Here is a 21,222-nt window from a genome sequence, read left to right as displayed (position 1 = left end):
CAAAGAAAAGCCCGGCCTGAGCCGGGCTTTTCTCAAAGCTGCGGGCTAATTACTTAGCTTGAGCTTCAACCTGCGCTTCTACGCGACGGTTCACAGCACGGCCAGCGTCAGTAGCGTTGTCAGCAACTGGGCGGGATTCGCCGTAGCCAACAGACTGAACGCGGGACGATTCAACACCGTACTGGTTGGTCAGAACTTGCTTAACGGCGTTTGCACGACGCTCGGACAGTTTCTGGTTGTAAGCGTCAGGACCGACGGAGTCAGTGTGACCTTCAACAGTGGTGCTGGTGGATGGGTACTGCTTCATGAAGTCAGCCAGGTTCTTGATGTCGCCGTAGCTGTTAGGCTTGACTACCGACTTGTCGAAGTCGAATTTCACGTCCAGCTCAACACGAACAACTTCAGCAACTGCTGGGCAGCCATCAGCGTCAACAGTTACGTTGGCTGGGGTGTCCGGGCACTTGTCAACGTTGTCGCAAACGCCATCGTTGTCGCTGTCGGAGCAGACTTCTGGTGCTGGAACTGGAGCAGGAGCTGGCTTGGAGCCGCCACCGAAGTTCACACCGATACCGACGCTAGGAGCCCACTCGGTGTTGCCCTGGTCGATGTTGTACTGAGCTTCAACGCCGGCACGGGCGTAGAAGTTGTCGGTGAAGTACAGCTTGGCGCCGCCACCAACGTTGGCGAAGGTGGAACGGTTACGACCGTTCGAACCGTTCTGGTCGATGCTCTGGTCGGAGAAACCGGCCGAGACGTACGGGCGCAGCATGTCGCCTGGGTTGTTGAAGTGGTACAGAGCATCCAGGGCGGTGTCCGCGCCTTTGATGTTCTGGCCAGAGTCGGAACGTACGTTGTGCACTTCGTCGTAAGCCAGACGCAGTTCAACGTCGTCGGTCAGGAAGTAACCAACAGAACCACCGAACAGATTGCCGTCGTTTTTGAAGTTACGGTCGCTGTCATAGTACTCTTTCTTTGCGAAGCCTTCGATTTCAACTGCGCCTTGGCCCTGTGCCAGAGCGCCGATTGAAGTGGCGGCAATAAGAGAACCAATGGCCAAGCCCAAGGTGTTTTTCAGTTTCATCCGTTAAATCCCCATCTGGTGATTGTGAAGCAGTCCCGCAAACCGGGGGACAACTCGGCGGCAAGTCTATCAGAACTTGCCTACACGTAAGAGATATTTGCGCCGAACTAAGTTTCAGCAATGCCTGCAAATTTCTCACGCAATTTATCTAGAGCGCGTTTGTACCGCATTTTTGTGGCGCTCAAGCCCATGTGCATGATGTCTGCGATCTCCTGAAACTCCAGCTCTGCGACAAATCGTAGCACCAGAATTTCGCGGTCAATCGGGTTCACATACACTAACCAGCGATCAAGTCCACCCTTCTCCTCGGGTTTCGGCGCCTTTTCTTCAGACGCTTCCTCGAGGGGGTCAAGACTCAAGGCGTCCATCAAGCGACGCTTTCGCCGCTCCTTCCGATACTGCGTAATGCACTCGTTGTACGTGATGCTATATAGCCATGTCTTGAACTTCGATTTGCCCTCGAAGTTCTTCAGGCCATACAGCACCTTCAACATGACCTCCTGACAGACATCATCAGCGTCGCGATCGTTCCCGAGATACCGTGCACAGACGTTAAATAATGTTCGTTGGTAACGCCGCATCAGTTCTTCATAGGCGCGCGTTACGTGAAACAGCTCGGTATGCGAGCGCGCGACCAACTCCTCATCAGAGAGCTCGCGGGGGTCGTAGCGCATGGATAACGATTGGGCTTTATTCAAAACAAGTCGTGCCGACAGTCAGGTCAATGTCCGCCGCAGCCAGCATCAGGCGGCATTTTGCGGGGGCATACATTAGCAGGGTTTGCCGGGTTAGCGGCTACTCACATGCTGCTCGAGGAGGATCCGATTGGAAAGAGAGACTAGCTCACCCTCATCGGTCAGCAATGTAGTTTTAACCGTGCCGATCTCTTCGATCTGCCCTTCGACCTCTCCAACTCGCACTTGTTGCCCAACCTGGTACAACTCACGCACATAGATTCCCGCAAGAATCTGACCGGCAATTTCCCGGCTTCCCAACCCCATGGCCAGCGCAACCGCCAGACCAACGGTAATCAATACGATCACGATCACGTGGTTGAGCAGGTCAGTTTTGACCTCCAACTGACTGATCGCGACCGAGATGCTGATGATGATCACCAGGCCCTGGGCAATTCTCCCAAGCCCCGAAGCGTAGTCCAGGCCTACGCCTTCTGCCGCACCGCGCACCAGCCCATTGGCCAATTGTGCGAGCAAGACACCCACCAGCAGCACCAACGCCGCGCCGAACACTTTCGGCAAATACAACGCAAGCATATCCAGCGTAGCTGAAACTCGCTCAAGTCCAAGGGATTCTGCGGCAGAAACCAGAAAAATCAGCAGAACGAACCAATAGACGATTTTGCCGATCAGCGTCGAGATAGGTACCTGAAGTCCCGCACGGGACAACAATTTGGTCAAGCCGGTACCGCCCATCAGGCGATCCAGTCCCAGTTTGGCGAGCAATTTCGACAGCAGGGTGTCCAGCAGCTTGGCCACGACAAAGCCGAGCAGGAGCACGACCAGTGCGCCAAACAGGTTCGGAATGAAGTTCGCAACCTTGGTCCATAACGCAGTCATTGCAGTGACGAGGCTCTGTGTCCAGAGATCAAGTTCCATATTCAATCAGCCTTATCAGCGGTGCGAGCGGTAGGTTTACGAAGACGGGAGACCGGCGCGACATGGGCCGAGCCGTTATTGAGCGCGATCATCAGGGCGGGCAACCAGCGGCCCAGCAGGCTGAACAAATCACCGGCGCCAACCTGGCGATTGGCGGTTTTCAGGACACGTCCCAGGCATGCATCGTCGTCCCGGGTGGACGGTGATGCCTTGAGCATGTCGCGCAAAGACTGTTCAAACGGATCGTGCATACGCACCTCTCGTGATGTCTGTGAAAGACGCGGTCAAATTTACCCGGGTCACATGGCGCACATTCAAACCCAGCGCAAACGTCGGAATAACCACCACTGCCCGAGCGCCACCGAGATCATCAGCAGGCAGGCGACGAGGAAGCCATAGGGGCTTGCTGAAAATGGAATGCCCCCGACGTTGATCCCCAAAAGACCGGTCAGAAAACTCATCGGCAAAAAAATCCCGGTGATGATGCCAAAGCGATACATCGTGCGGTTCATGCGCACGCTCAATCGTCGGTCTTCGGTCTCCAGGACCAGTCCCACGCGCTCGCGCGTTAACTCAAGCTCCTCGAGATAGCGGGTCAGGCTGTTGTTCAATTCGTTCCAGTAATCCCCGTCGTCCTCGACGAACCAAGGCAATTTGATGCGTGTCAATTGACCAAAAATGTCCCGTTGCGGAGCGAGGAACCGCTTCAACGCAGCAGCCCGGCGACGGATCTGCAAAACAGCACCGTGCTCCGGAGTATACCGTTCGTCGGAATCCAGCTTTTCCTCTTCCTCATCGACCACTTCCGAGAGGCAACTGACCAGGTCCTGCACCTTGTTGGTGAGGTACTGAGCCATGTAGAGAATGAGTTCGGAGGCGGTTTTCGGCCCCTTCCCGGCCTCCAGTTGCACCAGCAGGTCCTCGGTGGCGCGCAACGGACGCAAACGCAGGGAAATCACCCGCTGGGCGGAGCCGAAGATGCGCACCGACACCATGTCTTCAGGTTCGGCCCCCGGATTGAGGTTTACCCCGCGCAAAAATAGCAGCAGTTCGCTGTCGGAAAGCTGTAGAAGACGCGGACGGGTGTTTTCTTCCAGCAGGAGGTCGCAGCTGAACTCGCTCAGTCCGCTGGATTTGCGCAGCCAGGTCTGGGTTTGCGGGTGACTGCGATCCCAGTGCAGCCACAGGCTTTCGTGGGCCTGCAGCTGCAATTCGTCGAGCTCTGTCCGGGCTATCGAACGCGCACCGCCTTTACCGTCCAGCACCAGGGCATGTACCAGCCCCCATTGCGCGTTTTCTTCCTCGAACATCCGCATTCCATTCTTCAAAAAAATCGGCTGAATCTTACTCAGGCATCTTCAGTGGGCTCGGCGAGACGATCACGCCGTTGTTGTCCGCATAAATGTAATGGCCGGGATGAAAGGTCACGCCGGCGAAGGTCACGGCAACGTTCAGGTCGCCGATACCGCGCTTGTCGGTTTTCATCGGGTGGCTAGCCAATGCCTGGACCCCCAGGTCGGTTTGCGCGATGACGTCGACGTCACGGATGCAACCGTAGATCACCAGTCCTTCCCAGCCGTTTTTCGCGGCTTTCTCGGCGATCATATCGCCCAGCAACGCCCGGCGCAGGGAGCCTCCACCATCGACCACCAGCACTTTGCCATTACCCTTGAGCTCGGCTTGCTCCTTGACCAGCGAGTTGTCTTCGAAGCACTTGATGGTCACGATCTCGCCGCCGAAGGAATCCCGGCCACCGAAATTGCTGAACATCGGTTCCAGCACCTGCACCAGTTCCGGGTAGGCGTCGCACAGGTCAGGGGTGAGGTAATGGTTCATCGAGAAACTCCTGTAAAGAGGAAGAAAGCACGAACATCACTACTGAATCAGTCACGGAAAATGACCAGAACAGCTCAATGCGTCATATCTTAGCCGCAACCCGACCAGAGCGAAATGCCCTTGATAGAGCGTCCAGCTTAGATCGCCGCGGCCAAATCCGCTTGATCACCGAGCAACGGCGTCTGCTGATCCACCAGCCAGCGAGCGACCAACGGCCAGACTTCAGCCTGGGCGGCTTTGCTGACCAACATTTCCACATGACCGAAATTCTCGGTAAAACCCTGCTCGCGTCCCAGGTTGATGAATTGCTTGTGCTCGGAACCCAGCTGGTCGAACAACTTGCGACAAGCCCAGGCAGGGTCCTGATGATCGCCTGCGGCGCTCACCGCCAGCGCTGGCATCCCGACCTCGGCCAGGCCCGCCCACCAGTCCTTGTCGGCATCGCCAAAGCGCCCGAACAGACCGTACCAGCGCATGCTTTCCAGGGCCAGGCCAATCGGCTCGTCCTCCGGGCCACGCTTGAGCCGTGAACCGGACAGCTGGGCAAAGCGCTTGAGGATGAAACGACCGCTCCACTCCACCGGAGGAATCTTCAGCGGCCAGTAGGTGCGGCTGACTTGCGTGCCAAAGAACGCCGCGGACGCGACCACGGGCTCGCCAATGTATTGGCCGCCCAACGCCGCCGCCAGGGTGATACCGCCCAGCGAATGGCCGATCCAGTGCGGGACCTGGCCGCTTTGCTCGCGCACGAACGCGCCAATGGCCGGCAGATCGTAACGCGCGTAGTCGGCAACACGGTTCTTGCGATAGTTCTGGTTGCGCCGGGACAGACCATGACCGCGCATTTCCGCAATCCAGACATCGAATCCCAGGCGCGTCAGATAGGCCCCCAGGCCCAGCCCTTTGGGGGAGAACCAGAAACGCCGATTGGAAAAACTGCCGTGCAACAGGATTACCGGCACGCCACGGGAGGCCGATTCATCAGCCATGCCGAGGCGCGTCACCGCCAGTTCTACGGTGCCGTCGGGGCTGTTACCGGGTTTCAACCGGTAGACATCTTCGCTCAGATCACCGCGCCGCTCGGCGCTGATCAGGGCGACAGGAAACAGGTTGCTGCTGCTTTGCATGATCTCTTGCACAAAAAAGGGCGGCATCCGAAGGAGCCCGCCCTGCTTGAATCTCCAAGAACAGCCTCCCCCCCTGTAGGAGCACAGCTTGCTGGCGATGGCGATTTTGAAGACGCCATCGCGGGCAAGCCTCGCTCCTACAGGGAGTGAGCCGCTCACACTATCAAGCTTGCGCTTGACCTTCCGCCAGGAAGAACCAGGTTTCCAGTACGGAATCGGGGTTCAACGAAACGCTTTCGATGCCCTGCTCCATCAGCCACTTGGCCAGGTCCGGGTGGTCCGAAGGGCCCTGACCGCAAATGCCGATGTACTTGCCAGCCTTGTTACAGGCGGCAATGGCGTTGGCCAGCAGCTTCTTGACCGCCGGGTTACGCTCGTCGAACAGGTGCGCGATGATCCCGGAGTCACGGTCCAGGCCCAGGGTCAGCTGGGTCAGGTCGTTGGAACCGATGGAGAAACCGTCGAAGAATTCGAGGAATTCTTCCGCCAGGATCGCGTTGGACGGCAGTTCGCACATCATGATGACGCGCAGACCGTTGTCGCCACGGGCCAGGCCGTTTTCGGCCAGCAGGTCCACCACCTGGCTCGCTTCACCCAGGGTACGGACGAACGGCACCATGATTTCAACGTTGGTCAGGCCCATCTCGTTGCGCACGCGTTTGAGGGCACGGCACTCGAGCTCGAAGCAGTCGCGGAACGACTCGCTGATGTAACGCGAGGCACCACGGAAGCCCAGCATCGGGTTCTCTTCTTCCGGCTCGTAGAGCTTGCCGCCGATCAGGTTGGCGTATTCGTTGGACTTGAAGTCCGACAGACGCACGATGACCTTTTTCGGATAAAACGCAGCCGCCAGGGTGCTGATGCCTTCGACCAGTTTCTCGACGTAGAAGCCGACCGGGTCGTTGTAGCCGGCAATGCGCTTGTCGACGCTTTCCTTGATGTCCTGCGACAGGCCGTCGTAGTTCAGCAGCGCTTTAGGGTGCACGCCGATCATGCGGTTGATGATGAACTCCAGGCGGGCCAGGCCCACACCGGCGTTCGGCAGCTGTGCGAAGTCAAAGGCGCGGTCCGGGTTGCCGACGTTCATCATGATCTTGAACGGCAGCTCCGGCATGGCGTCCACGGAGTTCTTCTTGATGTCGAAGCCCAGTTCGCCTTCGAAGATGAAACCGGTGTCGCCTTCAGCGCAGGAAACGGTCACGCCCTGGCCGTCTTTCAACAGCTGGGTGGCGTTGCCGCAACCGACCACGGCCGGGATGCCCAGCTCACGGGCGATGATCGCCGCGTGGCAGGTACGGCCGCCACGGTTGGTGACGATGGCGCTGGCGCGCTTCATGACCGGTTCCCAGTCCGGGTCGGTCATGTCGGAGACCAGTACGTCGCCTGGCTGGACCTTGTCCATCTCGGACACGTCCTTGATGATGCGCACCTTGCCCGCGCCGATGCGCTGGCCAATGGCACGGCCTTCGACCAGCACGGTGCCGGTTTCCTTCAACAGGTAACGCTCCATGACGTTGGCCTGGGTGCGGCTCTTCACGGTTTCCGGACGGGCCTGCACGATGTACAGCTTGCCGTCGTCACCGTCCTTGGCCCACTCGATGTCCATCGGGCACTGGTAGTGCTTCTCGATGATCATCGCCTGCTTGGCCAACTCGCTGACTTCGGCGTCGGTCAGGCAGAAACGCGCGCGTTCGGCCTTGTCGACATCGACGGTCTTGACCGAACGACCGGCCTTGGCCTCGTCGCCGTAGATCATCTTGATGGCCTTGCTGCCCAGGTTGCGGCGCAGGATCGCCGGGCGACCGGCGGCCAGCGTGCCTTTGTGGACGTAGAATTCATCCGGGTTCACCGCGCCTTGTACGACGGTTTCACCCAGGCCGTAGGCGCCGGTGATGAACACCACGTCACGGAAGCCCGATTCGGTATCGAGGGTGAACATAACGCCAGCGGTGCCGGTTTCGGAGCGGACCATGCGCTGTACGCCGGCCGACAGGGCTACCAACTTGTGGTCGAAGCCCTGGTGCACGCGATAGGAAATCGCGCGATCGTTGAAAAGGGAGGCGAACACTTCCTTGGCGGCGCGAATGACGTTTTCGACACCACGGATGTTCAGGAAGGTTTCCTGCTGACCGGCGAAGGACGCATCGGGCAAGTCTTCGGCGGTAGCGGAAGAGCGCACGGCCACGGCCACGTCAGGGTTACCGGCGGACAGCGCGGCGAACGCGGTGCGGATTTCGGTATTCAGTTTTTCCGGGAACTCGGCTTCCATGATCCATTGGCGGATCTGGGCGCCGGTCTTGGCCAGGGCATTCACGTCGTCGACGTCCAGGGCATCCAGGGCGTCATGAATCTGCTGGTTCAGGCCGCTCAGTTCCAGGAAATCACGATATGCCTGAGCGGTCGTGGCGAAGCCACCGGGTACCGATACACCGGCACCCGCAAGATTGCTGATCATCTCGCCCAGGGATGCGTTCTTGCCCCCCACATGCTCAACATCGTGTTTGCCGAGCTTATCGAGGGAAACTACGTACTCTACCAAGGTGATCTCTCCACTAACTGTGTTGGAAAAGCTCAGAAGCCGGCTGCTCGGGGGAGCGTTTGCCAGCTGTATGGCCTGGACCTGGAAAATAAGTGAGAATGCGGGCCATTGGCGGCCGGCAAATCGCGCCTATCATATCCAAGAATCGTCACTAGCTTAAGGCCCAAGGTGCAAATGAAACGATCTGCTTTCTTTATCTCCGATGGCACCGGCATTACCGCCGAAACCCTGGGTCAAAGCCTTCTGGCGCAGTTCGAGAACATTACCTTCAGCAAAGTCACGCGGCCGTACATCGACAACGTGGACAAAGCGCGGGCCATGGTACAACAAATCAACAAAGCCGCCGAAACCGACGGCTTCCGTCCGATTATCTTCGATACCATCGTCAATCAGGACATTCGTGAGATCCTCGCGACTTCCAATGGTTTCATGATCGACATTTTCTCGACCTTCCTGGCGCCACTTGAACAGGAACTGACCGAGCATTCTTCCTATACCGTGGGCAAATCCCACTCCATCGGTGCCAACACCAATTACATGGAGCGCATCGAGGCGGTGAACTTCGCCCTCGACAACGACGACGGCGCCCGCACGCACTATTACGACAAGGCCGACCTGATCCTGGTGGGTGTATCGCGCTGCGGCAAGACACCGACCTGCCTGTACATGGCCATGCAATTCGGCATCCGCGCGGCCAACTACCCGCTGACCGAAGACGACATGGAGCGCCTGCAACTGCCCAACGCCCTGCGCGCCCACCAGCACAAGTTGTTCGGCCTGACCATCGACCCGGACCGCCTCACCGCGATCCGCAACGAGCGCAAGCCCAACAGTCGTTATTCGAGCTACGCCCAGTGCGAATTCGAAGTGCGCGAGGTGGAAAACCTGTTTCGGCGCGAGAACATTCCGAACATCAATTCCACGCATTTTTCGGTGGAAGAAATCTCCGCGAAGATTCTGGTGGAGAAAGGCGTCGAGCGGCGCTTCAAATAGTTCTCCATTGCCTGTTACGGTCTCATCGCGGGCAAGCCCGCTCCCACAGGGTTTCGTGCTGTAGGCAAAATTTGCATTAACAACACAACCCCTGTGGGAGCGTGGCTTGCCCGCGATGAACGATAACGCGGTCTCCTAGATAACAAACATGTCTACAAACCGGTTCACCGGTGTTGCCTCAAGCTTTTGCTGATCCTTGCACAGCTCGAAAATCTCCTCGCTACGCTGCCCGGTAAATCGTGTCAGCAGGTTTGCCCTGAACTTCTCCTCTAACAACGCAATGCCCTCGGCACGGCGCCGAAGATGACCAATCGGGTACTCCACCCCTACATTTTCGGTACTCGATCCGTCCTTGAAAAACACCTGGATGGCATTGGCGATCGAGCGTTTGTCGGCTTCCAGGTATTCACGGGTGTAATCCGGGTTTTCGACGATGACCATCTTGTCGCGCAGCACATCGATGATCGGATGCGCCTTGTGAAAATCATCTTCGTAGTGCTCGGCAACCAGATTGCCGAAGGCCAGTGACACCGCCGTCATGTACTGGATGCAGTGATCGCGGTCGGCGGCATTGGCCAGCGGGCCGGCCTTGGAAATGATGCGGATCGCCGATTGATGGGTGGTGATGACGATCTTGTCGATTTCGTGCAGGCGATTGCGTACTTGCGGGTGCAGGGTCACCGCGGCTTCACAGGCGGTTTGCGCGTGGAATTCGGCGGGAAAACTGATCTTGAACAGCACGTTTTCCATCACATAACTGCCGTATGGCCGCGAGAAGCTGAATTGGCGCTTGTCTTGCGGCTTGAGCGCCAGGTCGTTGTTGGTGTGGCTGAACAGCACGTCGTAAAACCCCCACTGTTTGGCACTCAACACCCCGGGAATGCCCATCTCGCCACGCATGGCGATGTCCGCCAGGCGCACACCCCGACTGGAGGCGTCGCCTGCCGCCCAGGATTTGCGCGAGCCGGCATTCGGCGCATGGCGGTAGGTGCGCAATGCCTGACCATCGGCAAAAGCGTGGGACAACGCCGAGAGCATCTGCTCACGATTGGCACCCATGAGCTTGGCGGTGACCGCGGTCGAGGCGACTTTCACCAGGATGACGTGATCGAGGCCGACGCGGTTGAACGAGTTTTCCAATGCGATCACGCCCTGAATCTCATGGGCCATGATCATCGCTTCGAGCACCGTACGAACGGTCAGCGGTGCCTCACCATTGGCCAGGCGCTTTTGCGACAGATGGTCCGCCACCGCAAGGATGCCGCCGAGATTATCCGACGGATGACCCCATTCGGCCGCAAGCCAGGTGTCGTTGTAGTCGAGCCAGCGCACGATGCAACCGATGTCCCACGCGGCCTTGACCGGATCGAGTCGATAACTGGTGCCGGGTACCCGGGCGCCGAATGGCACGACGGTGCCTTCGACCAGAGGCCCCAGGTGCTTTGTGCATTCGGGAAAACGCAGGGCCAGCAAGCCGCAGCCCAAGGTATCGATCAGGCAGTTGCGCGCGGTATCCAGCGCCTCTGCGGATTCGATCCTGTAGTTGAGGACGTAATCGGCAATGTCCTGCAGGACCTGGTCGTAGTCGGGGCGGTTGTTGAGGTCGACGTTGGCGCTCATGTTCGATTCACCTGTGGGAGCTGGCTTGCCAGCGAAAGCGGTGTCACACATAACAATGATGTTGAATTTGACGGCCTCTTCGCTGGCAAGCCAGTTCCTACAGGGGCGGTGTCGCTTAGAACGAATCGCCCGGCACGCGGACGAAACCTTCCATCAACACCCGCGCACTGCGGCTCATGATGGCCTTGTTCACGGTCCATTCGCCGTTCACCTGGCTGGCTTCAGCGCCAACGCGCAAGGTGCCGGACGGGTGACCAAAGCGCACCGCGTTACGTTCTACACCGCCTGCCGCAAGGTTCACCAGCGTCCCGGAAATAGCTGCCGCGGTGCCGATGGCGACTGCCGCCGTGCCCATCATCGCGTGGTGCAGCTTGCCCATGGACAGCGCGCGCACCAGCAGGTCGACATCGCCCGCCGCAACCGCTTTACCGCTGGACGACACGTAGTCCGCCGGCTTGGCGACGAACGCCACCTTCGGCGTGTGCTGCCGCTTGGCCGCTTCGTCGATGTTGGAAATCAGGCCCATGCGCAGTGCGCCGTAGGCACGGATGGTTTCGAACATCAGCAGTGCTTTCGGATCGCCGTTGATCGCGCCTTGCAGCTCGGTGCCCTTGTAGCCGATGTCTTCGGCATTGACGAAGATGGTCGGGATGCCGGCGTTGATCATGGTGGCCTTGAAGGTCCCGACGCCAGGCACTTCCAAGTCATCCACCAGGTTGCCGGTAGGGAACATCGAACCGCCACCGCCCTCTTCTTCCGCTGCCGGATCGAGGAATTCGACCTGCACTTCCGCGGCCGGGAAGGTCACGCCGTCGAGTTCGAAATCTCCGGTTTCCTGTACTTCGCCGTTGGTGATCGGCACGTGGGCGATGATGGTCTTGCCGATGTTGGCCTGCCATACGCGCACCACGGCGATGCCGTTGTTCGGGATGCGGCTGGCGTCCACCAGGCCGTTGCTGATGGCGAAAGAGCCGACCGCCGCAGTCAGGTTGCCGCAGTTGCCGCTCCAGTCGACGAAGGGCTTGTCGATCGACACCTGACCGAACAGGTAATCGACGTCGTGATCGGCCTTGGTGCTTTTCGACAGGATCACGGTTTTGCTGGTACTGGACGTCGCGCCGCCCATGCCGTCGATTTGCTTGTCGTAGGGGTCGGGGCTGCCGATCACGCGCAGCAACAGGGCATCGCGGGCCGGGCCTGGAACCTGCGCGACTTCAGGCAGGTCATTCAGGCTGAAGAACACGCCTTTGCTGGTGCCGCCGCGCATGTAAGTAGCGGGAATCTTGATTTGCGGTGCATGGGCCATGGTGTTGCTTACTCCTTAGCTTGAAAACAGACACGGGACTCAAGGTCCCGTGTCGGTACAGCCTGTGTTAAACGGCAACCGCCGACTCTTCGAGGAAGTCCTGGGCGAAACGTTGCAGCACGCCACCGGCCTCGTAGATCGACACTTCTTCAGCGGTGTCGAGGCGGCAGGTTACCGGCACATCGACGCGCTCGCCGTTCTTGCGATGGATCACCAGCGTCAGCTCGGCACGCGGCGTGCGATCGCCGATCACGTCGTAGGTTTCGCTGCCGTCGATGGCCAGGGTGTGACGGTTGGTGCCCGGTTTGAACTCCAGCGGCAACACGCCCATGCCCACCAGGTTGGTGCGGTGAATGCGCTCGAAACCTTCGGCGGCGATCGCTTCCACACCCGCCAGGCGCACGCCCTTCGCTGCCCAGTCACGGGACGAACCCTGACCGTAGTCAGCGCCGGCGATGATGATCAGCGGCTGCTTGCGATCCATGTAGGTCTCGATCGCTTCCCACATGCGCATCACTTTACCTTCAGGCTCGACACGGGCCAGGGAGCCCTGCTTGACCTTGCCGTTTTCCACAACCATTTCGTTGAACAGTTTCGGGTTGGCGAAGGTTGCACGCTGCGCGGTCAGGTGGTCACCACGGTGCGTCGCGTAAGAGTTGAAGTCCTCTTCCGGCAAGCCCATTTTCGCCAGGTATTCGCCGGCGGCGCTGTCGAGCATGATCGCGTTGGATGGCGACAGGTGGTCGGTGGTGATGTTGTCCGGCAGTACTGCCAGCGGGCGCATGCCCTTGAGCGGACGCGCGCCGGCCAGTGCGCCTTCCCAGTACGGCGGACGGCGGATGTAGGTGCTCATTTCGCGCCAGTCGTACAGCGGCGCGACTTTGGGACCTGTGTCTTCGTGGATGGCGAACATCGGGATGTAGACCTGGCGGAACTGCTCCGGCTTCACCGAGGCTTTCACCACGGCGTCGATTTCTTCGTCGCTCGGCCAGATGTCCTTCAGGCGGATTTCCTTGCCATCGACCACGCCCAATACATCCTTCTCGATATCGAAACGGATGGTACCGGCGATCGCGTAAGCGACCACCAGTGGCGGCGAAGCGAGGAACGCCTGCTTGGCGTACGGGTGAATGCGCCCGTCGAAGTTACGGTTGCCGGACAGTACCGCCGTGGCGTACAGGTCGCGATCGATGATCTCTTGCTGGATCACCGGGTCCAGCGCGCCGGACATGCCGTTGCAGGTAGTGCAGGCAAAGGCCACGACGCCGAAACCGAGCTGCTCCAGCTCATCGGTCAGGCCGGCTTCGTCGAGGTACAGGGCGACGGTTTTCGAGCCCGGTGCCAGGGACGACTTGACCCACGGTTTGCGGGTCAGGCCGAGCTTGTTGGCGTTGCGCGCCAGCAGGCCGGCGGCAATCACGTTGCGCGGGTTGCTGGTGTTGGTGCAGCTGGTGATGGCGGCGATGATCACCGCGCCGTCCGGCATTTGGCCGGGCACATCTTCCCACTGGCCGGAGATGCCTTTGGCGGCCAGATCCGACACCGCCACACGGGCGTGCGGGTTGCTCGGGCCGGCCATGTTGCGCACCACCGAAGACAGATCGAAAGTCAGGCCGCGCTCGTATTGCGCGCCTTTGAGGCTGTCGGCCCACAGGCCCGTGGTCTTGGCGTAGTTCTCGACCAACTGCACCTGCTCGTCTTCACGGCCGGTGAGCTTGAGGTAGTCGATGGTCTGCTGGTCGATGTAGAACATCGCCGCGGTGGCGCCGTACTCCGGGGCCATGTTGGAGATGGTCGCGCGGTCGCCCAGGGTCAGGGCCGCGGCACCTTCGCCGAAGAACTCCAGCCAGGCACCGACGACTTTTTGCTTGCGCAGGAACTCGGTCAGCGCCAGCACCATGTCGGTGGCGGTGATGCCCGGTTGCAACTTGCCGGTGAGCTCGACGCCAACGCTTTCCGGCAGACGCATCCAGGATGCGCGGCCGAGCATCACGCTTTCGGCTTCCAGGCCACCGACACCGATGGCGATCACGCCCAGCGCATCGACGTGCGGGGTGTGGCTGTCGGTGCCGACGCAGGTATCAGGGAACGCCACGCCGTCGCGCACCTGGATCACCGGAGACATTTTCTCCAGGTTGATCTGGTGCATGATGCCGTTGCCCGGCGGGATCACGTCGACGTTCTTGAACGCCTTCTTGGTCCAGTTGATGAAGTGGAAACGGTCTTCGTTGCGACGGTCTTCGATGGCGCGGTTCTTCTCGAATGCCTCCGGATCGAAGCCACCGCGCTCGACTGCCAGGGAGTGGTCGACGATCAATTGCGTCGGCACCACCGGGTTGACTTGCGCAGGGTCGCCGCCTTGCAGGGCGATGGCGTCACGCAGGCCGGCGAGGTCCACCAGCGCGGTCTGGCCAAGAATGTCGTGGCACACCACACGGGCCGGGAACCAGGGGAAGTCGAGGTCGCGCTTGCGCTCGATGAATTGCTTCAGGGATTCGGTGAGCGTGGCCGGGTCGCAGCGACGCACCAGGTTTTCCGCCAGCACGCGGGAGGTGTACGGCAGGGTGTCGTAGGCGCCGGGAGCAATGGCATCGACTGCCGCGCGGACGTCGAAGTAATCCAGTTTGCTGCCGGGCAGCGATTTGCGGAATTTCGTGTTCATCGTCAGGACTCGGTCACGGTAGTTTCAAAGGGTGGGGCCTGGCACAGCTGCTGAATCGAACACGGACCTCTGTAGGAGCCGGCTTGCCGGCGAATGCGGTGGGTCAGGCAACAACAATGTTGAATGACAAACCGCCTTCGCTGGCAAGCCAGCTCCTGCAGGGTCACCGGTTCATTCAGTGACCTGTGCAGGAGCTCCCACCATTCAGCGTTGTTCGATTGGCACGAACTTGCGCTGTTCGACGCCTGTGTACTCGGCGCTTGGGCGGATGATGCGGTTGTTGGCACGCTGTTCGTACACGTGGGCTGCCCAACCGGTCAGGCGCGAGCAGACGAAGATCGGCGTGAACAACTTGGTCGGGATGCCCATGAAGTGGTACGCCGATGCATGGTAGAAGTCGGCGTTCGGGAACAGTTTCTTCTGTTCCCACATGGTGGCGTCGATGGCTTCGGAGACCTTGAACAACACCGTGTCACCCACTTCGTCGGCGAGTTTTTTCGACCAGCCCTTGATCACCTCGTTGCGCGGATCGTTGTCCTTGTAGATCGCATGGCCGAAGCCCATGATCTTGTCCTTGCGCGCCAGCATGCCGAGGGTGCCTTCAACCGCCTCTTCAGGCGACGAGAAACGCTCGATCATTTCCATCGCCGCTTCGTTGGCGCCGCCGTGCAGCGGACCGCGCAGCGAGCCAATGGCCGCGGTGATGCAGGAGAACAGGTCGGACAGGGTCGAGGCACACACACGCGCGGTGAAGGTCGAGGCGTTGAATTCGTGCTCCGCGTAGAGGATCAGCGAAACGTTCATCACTTTTACGTGCAGCTCGCTCGGCTTCTTGCCGTGCAGCAGGTGCAGGAAGTGACCACCGATGGACGGCTCGTCGCTCACGCAATCGATGCGCTTGCCTTCGTGGCTGAAGCGGTACCAGTAGGTCATGATCGCCGGGAAAGCGGCCAGCAGGCGATCGGTCTTGTCATGCTGCTCGGAGAAGTCGTTCTCCGGTTCCAGGTTGCCCAGGAACGAGCAGCCGGTGCGCATCACGTCCATCGGGTGGGCGTCGACGGGGATGCGTTCCAGCACTTCCTTGAGCGCGTGCGGCAGGTCACGCAGCTTGCTCAGTTTGCTGATGTAGGCCGCCAGTTGTGCTTTGGTCGGCAGTTCGCCGTACAGCAGCAGGTAAGCGACTTCTTCGAATTGTGCGTCAGCCGCCAGTTCGCGAACGTCGTAGCCGCGATAGGTCAGGCCTGCACCCGACTGGCCCACGGTGGACAGTGCGGTTTGCCCGGCTACCTGGCCACGGAGCCCGGCGCCACTGAGTACTTTTGCTTCGGCCATTTCTGTCTCCAATCTTGAATTTATTTGGGAAACTTGTGGGAGCGAGCCTGCTCGCGATGGTGGACGCCATACCTCGGTGCATCAGGGACACCGCGTTATCGTTAACGTCCTTCGTGAACAAGCTCGCTCCTACAATTATTTCTTCGAGGCGAACAACGCATCGAGCTTCTGCTCGAAGGTGTGGTAGTCGATGCGATCGTAAAGTTCCATGCGGGTCTGCATGGTGTCGATGACGTTCTGTTGCGTGCCGTCGCGGCGGATCGCGGTGTAGACATTTTCCGCGGCCTTGTTCATGGCGCGGAAGGCCGACAGCGGGTACAGCACCAGCGACACGTCGGCAGCGGCGAGTTGCTCGGTGGTGTACAGCGGTGTTGCGCCGAATTCGGTGATGTTGGCCAGGATCGGCGCTTTCACACGGCTGGCGAACAGCTTGTACATCTCGAGTTCGGTGATGGCTTCCGGGAACACCATATCGGCGCCAGCCTCGATGCACGCGGCGGCGCGATCCAGTGCCGATTCCAGGCCTTCCACCGCCAGGGCGTCGGTACGGGCCATGATCACGAAGCTGTCATCGGTACGGGCATCGACCGCGGCCTTGATGCGATCGACCATTTCCTGCTGGGTCACGATTTCCTTGTTAGGACGGTGACCGCAACGCTTGGCGCCAACCTGGTCTTCGATGTGAATCGCCGCCGCGCCGAACTTGATCATCGACTTGACGGTACGGGCGACGTTGAACGCCGAGGAGCCGAAACCGGTGTCCACGTCCACCAGCAGCGGCAGGTCGCAGACGTCGGTGATGCGGCGCACGTCGGTCAGCACGTCATCCAGGCCGGTGATGCCCAGGTCCGGTACGCCGAGGGAGCCAGCAGCCACCCCGCCACCGGACAGGTAGATCGCCTTGAAACCGGCGCGCTTGGCCAGCAGTGCGTGGTTGGCATTGATCGCGCCGACCACTTGCAATGGATGCTCGCTGGCGACCGCATCGCGGAAACGCTGGCCTGGTGTGCTCTTGTTCAAACTCATGACTCACCTCGTTTGGCTGTCGGGTTAGCGCCGTCCTGGTAATGACGGGCGATATTGCGTTTGGAGGCGCCGATGTGACGGCGCATCAACAACTCGGCCAGTTCACCGTCACGGTCGGCGATGGCATCGAGAATTCGGTGGTGTTCGGCAAAGGCCTGGTGCGGGCGATTGGGCGTGGTGGAAAACTGGATGCGGTACATGCGCACCAATTGATAGAGCTCGCCGCAGAGCATTTGCGTCAGGGTGCGGTTACCGCTGCCCTGGATAATCCGGTAGTGGAAGTCGAAATCGCCTTCCTGCTGGTAGTAGCCGCGACCGGCCTGGAAGGCTTCGTCGCGCTCGTGGGTTTCAAGGACCCGGCGCAGTTCGTCGATTTCCTCGACGCTCATGCGCTCGGCGGCCAGGCGACAGGCCATGCCTTCCAGGGACTCGCGAATTTCGTAGAGCTCCAGCAGCTCGGCATGGTTGAGCGAAACCACCCGCGCCCCGACGTGCGGCACGCGCACCAGCAGGCGCTGGCCTTCCAGGCGGTGGATGGCTTCGCGCAACGGGCCACGGCTGATGCCGTAGGTACGGGCCAGCTCCGGCTCGGAGATTTTGCTGCCCGGGGCGATCTCACCCTTGACGATAGCCGCCTGAATTCGCCGGAAGACGTTTTCGGAAAGCGTTTCCGAGTCATCCTGAACGGTAAGCGGGGGAGCCAGTTGATCCAGCATATTGTCGACACCTTGAAAGCCAGTGCGGCAAAAACTAACCAAAACTGCCGCCGCAGTCAAAGGATAATTAGATATTGTCGACAATCGTCTAATAACCGCCCGCACCATAACAAAGCAGAGCCCTCTGCCCATAGGCACCCGCCAGCGCTGGCGCCATCAACCTGCCGTGCTAGAATGCCGCCCGCATTTGTTTGTCACATCTGCACGGCTTGTCATAAATAGCTGATAGGCATACGAGGAGCTTGCGCAGCGATGCCAGGGTCTTGAACCAAAGAACAGACCGCTGCGCACCAGGATTTATGAGACTCAAGCCCTTCCCGATCTTCCTTTTTCTTCTTTGCCTGCCCGGCTTTGCCGCCGCAGGGGAAAAGACCGTGTACGGCCTCAATGAATACGCATCACTGGGCGGCATCGACCTCGAAGTGGCCGCCAAACTTGATACCGGGGCGAAAACCGCTTCGCTGAGTGCCCGCGACATCAAGCGTTTCAAACGCAATGGCGAGTCCTGGGTGCGGTTCTACCTGGCCATCGACGCCGCCCATTCGCACCCGATAGAACGACCGCTGGCCCGCGTCAGCAAGATCAAGCGCCGGGCCGGTGACTACGATCCGGAAGAGGGCAAGAAGTACACCGCCCGTCCGGTGATCGAGTTGGATATCTGCATGGGCTCAGCTTTACGCAGCATCGAAGTGAACCTGACCGACCGTAGTGCGTTCCAATACCCGCTCCTGATCGGCTCCGAAGCGCTCAAACGCTTCGATGCGCTGGTCGACCCCAGTCTTAAATACGCTGCCGGCAAACCCGCCTGCGCCGCCGACGCTCATACCGCCGAGTAATTTAAATGCGCTCTCTTACCCTTCATCTGAAAATGCTGATCGCCATCCTGGTGGTGTTGGGCATTTCAGTCACGGCCTACCAGATCTTCGTACTCGGCATTCCCGTGACGGAAGACGCCACCGACGACTTGTGGAACATCGACGCCAAGGTCGAGTTCGTCGCCAGTGCCAAGGACCCGGTCAAGATCCAGATGTTCGTGCCACCATTGAGCCGCGATTACGTAAGTCTCAACGAAAGCTTCATCTCCAATAACTACGGCGTGGCCGTGAACCGTGTCGACGGCAACCGCAAGGTCACCTGGTCGGCGCGCCGGGCCAAAGGCAACCAGACACTTTATTACCGCCTGGTGCTGACCAAGCGCTACACCGCCGAAAAAGCCAAGATCAAGGGCCCGACCTTCCGCGACAGCATTGCCTTGGAAGGCCCTGAGAAACTCGCCGCCGAAGCGCTGCTGGCACCGATTCGCCAGCACTCGGCCGACGTCGAGACCTTCATCAGCGAAGCGATCAAGCGGGTCAACAACAGCAACGACGACAACGCCAAGATGCTCCTGGCCGGCGACCCGACACCGGCCCACAAGGCGAAGATCGTCGAACTGTTGCTGTCCATCGCCCACGTGCCGGTGGAAAAGGTCCATACCATTCGCCTGGTGGCCGACCAGCCGCAAACCCCGGAACTCTGGCTGCGCAGCTTCAATGGCACCGACTGGCTGTACTTCAACCCGGAAACCGGCGAACAGGGCCTGCCGACCGACCGCTTGCTGTGGTGGACGGGCGATGAAAACCTGATCACCGTCGATGGCGGCAAGAAGGCCACTGTGACCTTCAGCATGAACAACAGCGAAATGAACGCCATTCGCCTGGCCAAGCTGACCGACGAAAACACCGACGCCAACTTCCTCGAATACTCGCTGTACGGCCTGCCGCTGCAAACCCAGCAGACCTTCATGATCATGGTGATGATCCCGATCGGCGTGCTGGTGATCCTGGTCCTGCGCAACCTGATCGGCCTGCAGACCCTCGGCACCTTTACCCCGGTGCTGATCGCCCTGGCCTTCCGCGAGACTCAACTGGGTTTCGGTATCGTGCTGTTTACCATCATCACGGCGCTGGGGCTGTCGTTGCGTTCCTACCTTGAACACCTGAAACTGCAAATGCTGCCAAGACTCTCGGTGGTGCTGACGTTCGTGGTGGTGTTGATCGCGGCCATCAGCCTGTTCAGCCACAAGCTCGGCCTGGAGCGCGGCCTGTCGGTGGCATTGTTCCCGATGGTGATCCTGACCATGACCATCGAACGCCTGTCGATCACCTGGGAAGAGCGCGGCGCCAGCCATGCCATGAAAGTGGCGATCGGCACCTTGTTCGCGGCGACGCTGGCACACCTGATCATGACCATTCCGGAGCTGGTGTACTTCGTGTTCACCTTCCCGGCGATCCTGCTGATCATGGTGGGCTTCATGCTGGCCATGGGTCGCTACCGCGGCTACCGCCTGACCGAGCTGGTGCGCTTCAAGGCTTTCCTGAAGAAGGCTGACGCCTGATGTTCGGTTTCTGGAAGACCTGGAAAGCCCTGGAGGCCCGGGGCATCATGGGCATTAACCGGCGTAACGCGGACTACGTGCTCAAGTACAACAAGCGTAGCCTGTACCCGATCGTCGATGACAAGATCATCACCAAGGAACGCGCGATCAGCGCTGGCATCCATGTGCCGCAGCTGTATGGGGTGATCTCCACCGAAAAGGAAATCGACAAGCTCGGCGAGATCATCGACGGGCACAACGACTTCGTGATCAAGCCGGCCCAGGGCGCTGGCGGCGACGGCATCATTGTCATCGCCGACCGCTTCGAGGGCCGCTATCGCACGGTGTCCGGCAAGATCATCGGCCACGAAGAGCTCGAACACCACATCTCCAGCATCCTGACCGGCCTGTACTCCCTGGGCGGGCATCGCGACCGCGCACTGATCGAATACCGGGTGATCCCGGACCAGATCTTCAAGAGCATCAGCTACGAAGGTGTGCCGGACATTCGCATCATCGTGTTGATGGGCTATCCGGTCATGGCCATGCTGCGCTTGCCCACCCGTCAGTCCGGCGGCAAGGCCAACCTGCACCAGGGCGCCATCGGTGTCGGTGTCGACCTGGCCACCGGCCTGACCCTGCGCGGCACCTGGCTGAACAACATCATCACCAAGCACCCGGACACCACCAACGCGGTGGATGGCGTGCAGCTGCCCTACTGGGACGGCTTCATGAAACTCGCGGCGGGGTGCTACGAGCTGTGCGGGCTGGGCTACATCGGTGTCGACATGGTGCTGGACCAGGAAAAAGGCCCCCTGATCCTCGAGCTCAACGCAAGGCCCGGCCTGAATATCCAGATTGCCAATGATTGCGGCCTGACGTTGCGCACCCATGCGGTCGAGGCGCGGCTGGAAGACTTGAAGGCACGTGGCGTGACTGAATCCGTCGAAGAACGCATGGCGTTTGTGCAGGAGATGTTCGGGCATATTCCGCCGGTCGAGGGCTGACCCCCTCT

At 59.9% G+C, this 21,222-nt stretch carries 18 protein-coding genes; 4 read left to right on the top strand and 14 right to left on the bottom strand.

The genetic code is table 11. From position 1 onward, the window contains the following. Positions 1-49 precede the first annotated feature (49 nt). From ACIO0C_RS16895 to ppsA, 8 genes are all read right to left on the bottom strand, one after another. Positions 50-1,081, bottom strand: coding sequence for an OmpA family protein (locus tag ACIO0C_RS16895; protein ID WP_008061708.1), 1,032 nt, complete (start codon positions 1,079-1,081; stop codon positions 50-52). 107 nt (positions 1,082-1,188) lie between these two features. Next, a complete protein-coding gene (sigX, locus tag ACIO0C_RS16890; protein WP_075949123.1) occupies positions 1,189-1,779 on the bottom strand; it encodes an RNA polymerase sigma factor SigX in 591 nt (196 codons plus the stop codon). Between the two features lie 90 nt (positions 1,780-1,869). After that, the gene (locus ACIO0C_RS16885) at positions 1,870-2,694 is read right to left on the bottom strand and encodes a mechanosensitive ion channel family protein (RefSeq protein WP_008048604.1); all 825 of its coding nucleotides are present in this window, start codon (positions 2,692-2,694) and stop codon (positions 1,870-1,872) included. A 2-nt stretch (positions 2,695-2,696) separates the two neighbouring features. Next, a complete protein-coding gene (locus ACIO0C_RS16880) occupies positions 2,697-2,945 on the bottom strand; it encodes a hypothetical protein (RefSeq protein ID WP_020801096.1) in 249 nt (82 codons plus the stop codon). Between the two features lie 63 nt (positions 2,946-3,008). Then, the gene (locus ACIO0C_RS16875) at positions 3,009-4,004 is read right to left on the bottom strand and encodes a zinc transporter ZntB (RefSeq protein WP_401313885.1); all 996 of its coding nucleotides are present in this window, start codon (positions 4,002-4,004) and stop codon (positions 3,009-3,011) included. Positions 4,005-4,038: 34 nt separating this feature from the next. Then, on the bottom strand, positions 4,039-4,530 hold the full coding sequence (gene rraA, locus ACIO0C_RS16870; protein WP_008061717.1) for a ribonuclease E activity regulator RraA: 492 nt from the start codon (positions 4,528-4,530) through the stop codon (positions 4,039-4,041). A 137-nt stretch (positions 4,531-4,667) separates the two neighbouring features. Further along, on the bottom strand, positions 4,668-5,657 hold the full coding sequence (locus ACIO0C_RS16865; RefSeq protein ID WP_401313883.1) for an alpha/beta fold hydrolase: 990 nt from the start codon (positions 5,655-5,657) through the stop codon (positions 4,668-4,670). 163 nt (positions 5,658-5,820) lie between these two features. Beyond that, entirely contained in the window at positions 5,821-8,196 is a 2,376-nt protein-coding gene (gene ppsA, locus ACIO0C_RS16860) for a phosphoenolpyruvate synthase (protein WP_401313882.1), read from the bottom strand. 174 nt (positions 8,197-8,370) lie between these two features. Here ppsA and ACIO0C_RS16855 point away from each other — a divergent pair, with 174 nt between their 5' ends. Beyond that, a complete protein-coding gene (locus tag ACIO0C_RS16855) occupies positions 8,371-9,189 on the top strand; it encodes a pyruvate, water dikinase regulatory protein (RefSeq protein ID WP_007996714.1) in 819 nt (272 codons plus the stop codon). A 135-nt stretch (positions 9,190-9,324) separates the two neighbouring features. Here the strand turns inward: ACIO0C_RS16855 and prpD are convergent, their stop codons facing one another. The 6 genes from prpD to ACIO0C_RS16825 all read right to left on the bottom strand — a co-directional run bounded on the left by prpD (position 9,325) and on the right by ACIO0C_RS16825 (position 17,848). Further along, positions 9,325-10,809: a 2-methylcitrate dehydratase gene (gene prpD / locus ACIO0C_RS16850; RefSeq protein WP_401313880.1), complete on the bottom strand. Its 1,485-nt coding sequence runs from the start codon at positions 10,807-10,809 to the stop codon at positions 9,325-9,327. Between the two features lie 115 nt (positions 10,810-10,924). Continuing rightward, a complete protein-coding gene (gene prpF, locus ACIO0C_RS16845) occupies positions 10,925-12,115 on the bottom strand; it encodes a 2-methylaconitate cis-trans isomerase PrpF (RefSeq protein WP_401313878.1) in 1,191 nt (396 codons plus the stop codon). Between the two features lie 67 nt (positions 12,116-12,182). Then, positions 12,183-14,777 carry a Fe/S-dependent 2-methylisocitrate dehydratase AcnD gene (acnD, locus tag ACIO0C_RS16840; RefSeq protein WP_401313876.1) on the bottom strand — a complete coding sequence of 865 codons (2,595 nt, stop codon included), beginning with the start codon at positions 14,775-14,777 and terminating at the stop codon, positions 12,183-12,185. Positions 14,778-14,981: 204 nt separating this feature from the next. Continuing rightward, complete coding sequence (prpC, locus tag ACIO0C_RS16835) at positions 14,982-16,109, bottom strand: 2-methylcitrate synthase (protein WP_401313875.1); 1,128 nt, start codon at positions 16,107-16,109, stop codon at positions 14,982-14,984. A gap of 135 nt (positions 16,110-16,244) precedes the next feature. Next, entirely contained in the window at positions 16,245-17,135 is an 891-nt protein-coding gene (gene prpB / locus ACIO0C_RS16830) for a methylisocitrate lyase (RefSeq protein WP_007988902.1), read from the bottom strand. Continuing rightward, on the bottom strand, positions 17,132-17,848 hold the full coding sequence (locus ACIO0C_RS16825; protein ID WP_401313991.1) for a GntR family transcriptional regulator: 717 nt from the start codon (positions 17,846-17,848) through the stop codon (positions 17,132-17,134). The genes prpB and ACIO0C_RS16825 overlap by 4 nt, the downstream gene beginning before the upstream one ends. A gap of 302 nt (positions 17,849-18,150) precedes the next feature. Between ACIO0C_RS16825 and ACIO0C_RS16820 the strand changes: the two genes are divergently transcribed. Genes ACIO0C_RS16820 through ACIO0C_RS16810 form a run of 3 tightly spaced genes read left to right on the top strand, consistent with a single transcriptional unit; the run spans position 18,151 to position 21,214 of the window. Beyond that, entirely contained in the window at positions 18,151-18,687 is a 537-nt protein-coding gene (locus ACIO0C_RS16820) for an ATP-dependent zinc protease (RefSeq protein ID WP_008061741.1), read from the top strand. A 5-nt stretch (positions 18,688-18,692) separates the two neighbouring features. After that, positions 18,693-20,228: an inactive transglutaminase family protein gene (locus ACIO0C_RS16815; RefSeq protein WP_401313873.1), complete on the top strand. Its 1,536-nt coding sequence runs from the start codon at positions 18,693-18,695 to the stop codon at positions 20,226-20,228. After that, complete coding sequence (locus tag ACIO0C_RS16810) at positions 20,228-21,214, top strand: alpha-L-glutamate ligase-like protein (RefSeq protein WP_401313871.1); 987 nt, start codon at positions 20,228-20,230, stop codon at positions 21,212-21,214. The genes ACIO0C_RS16815 and ACIO0C_RS16810 overlap by 1 nt, the downstream gene beginning before the upstream one ends. Positions 21,215-21,222: the final 8 nt, after the last annotated feature.

This window comes from Pseudomonas sp. NPDC087336 (assembly GCF_044744285.1).
In the GTDB taxonomy this organism is placed as follows: domain Bacteria; phylum Pseudomonadota; class Gammaproteobacteria; order Pseudomonadales; family Pseudomonadaceae; genus Aquipseudomonas.
Note: the sequence above shows the minus strand (reverse complement) of the source record. Positions and strands in the feature narration are given on the sequence as shown.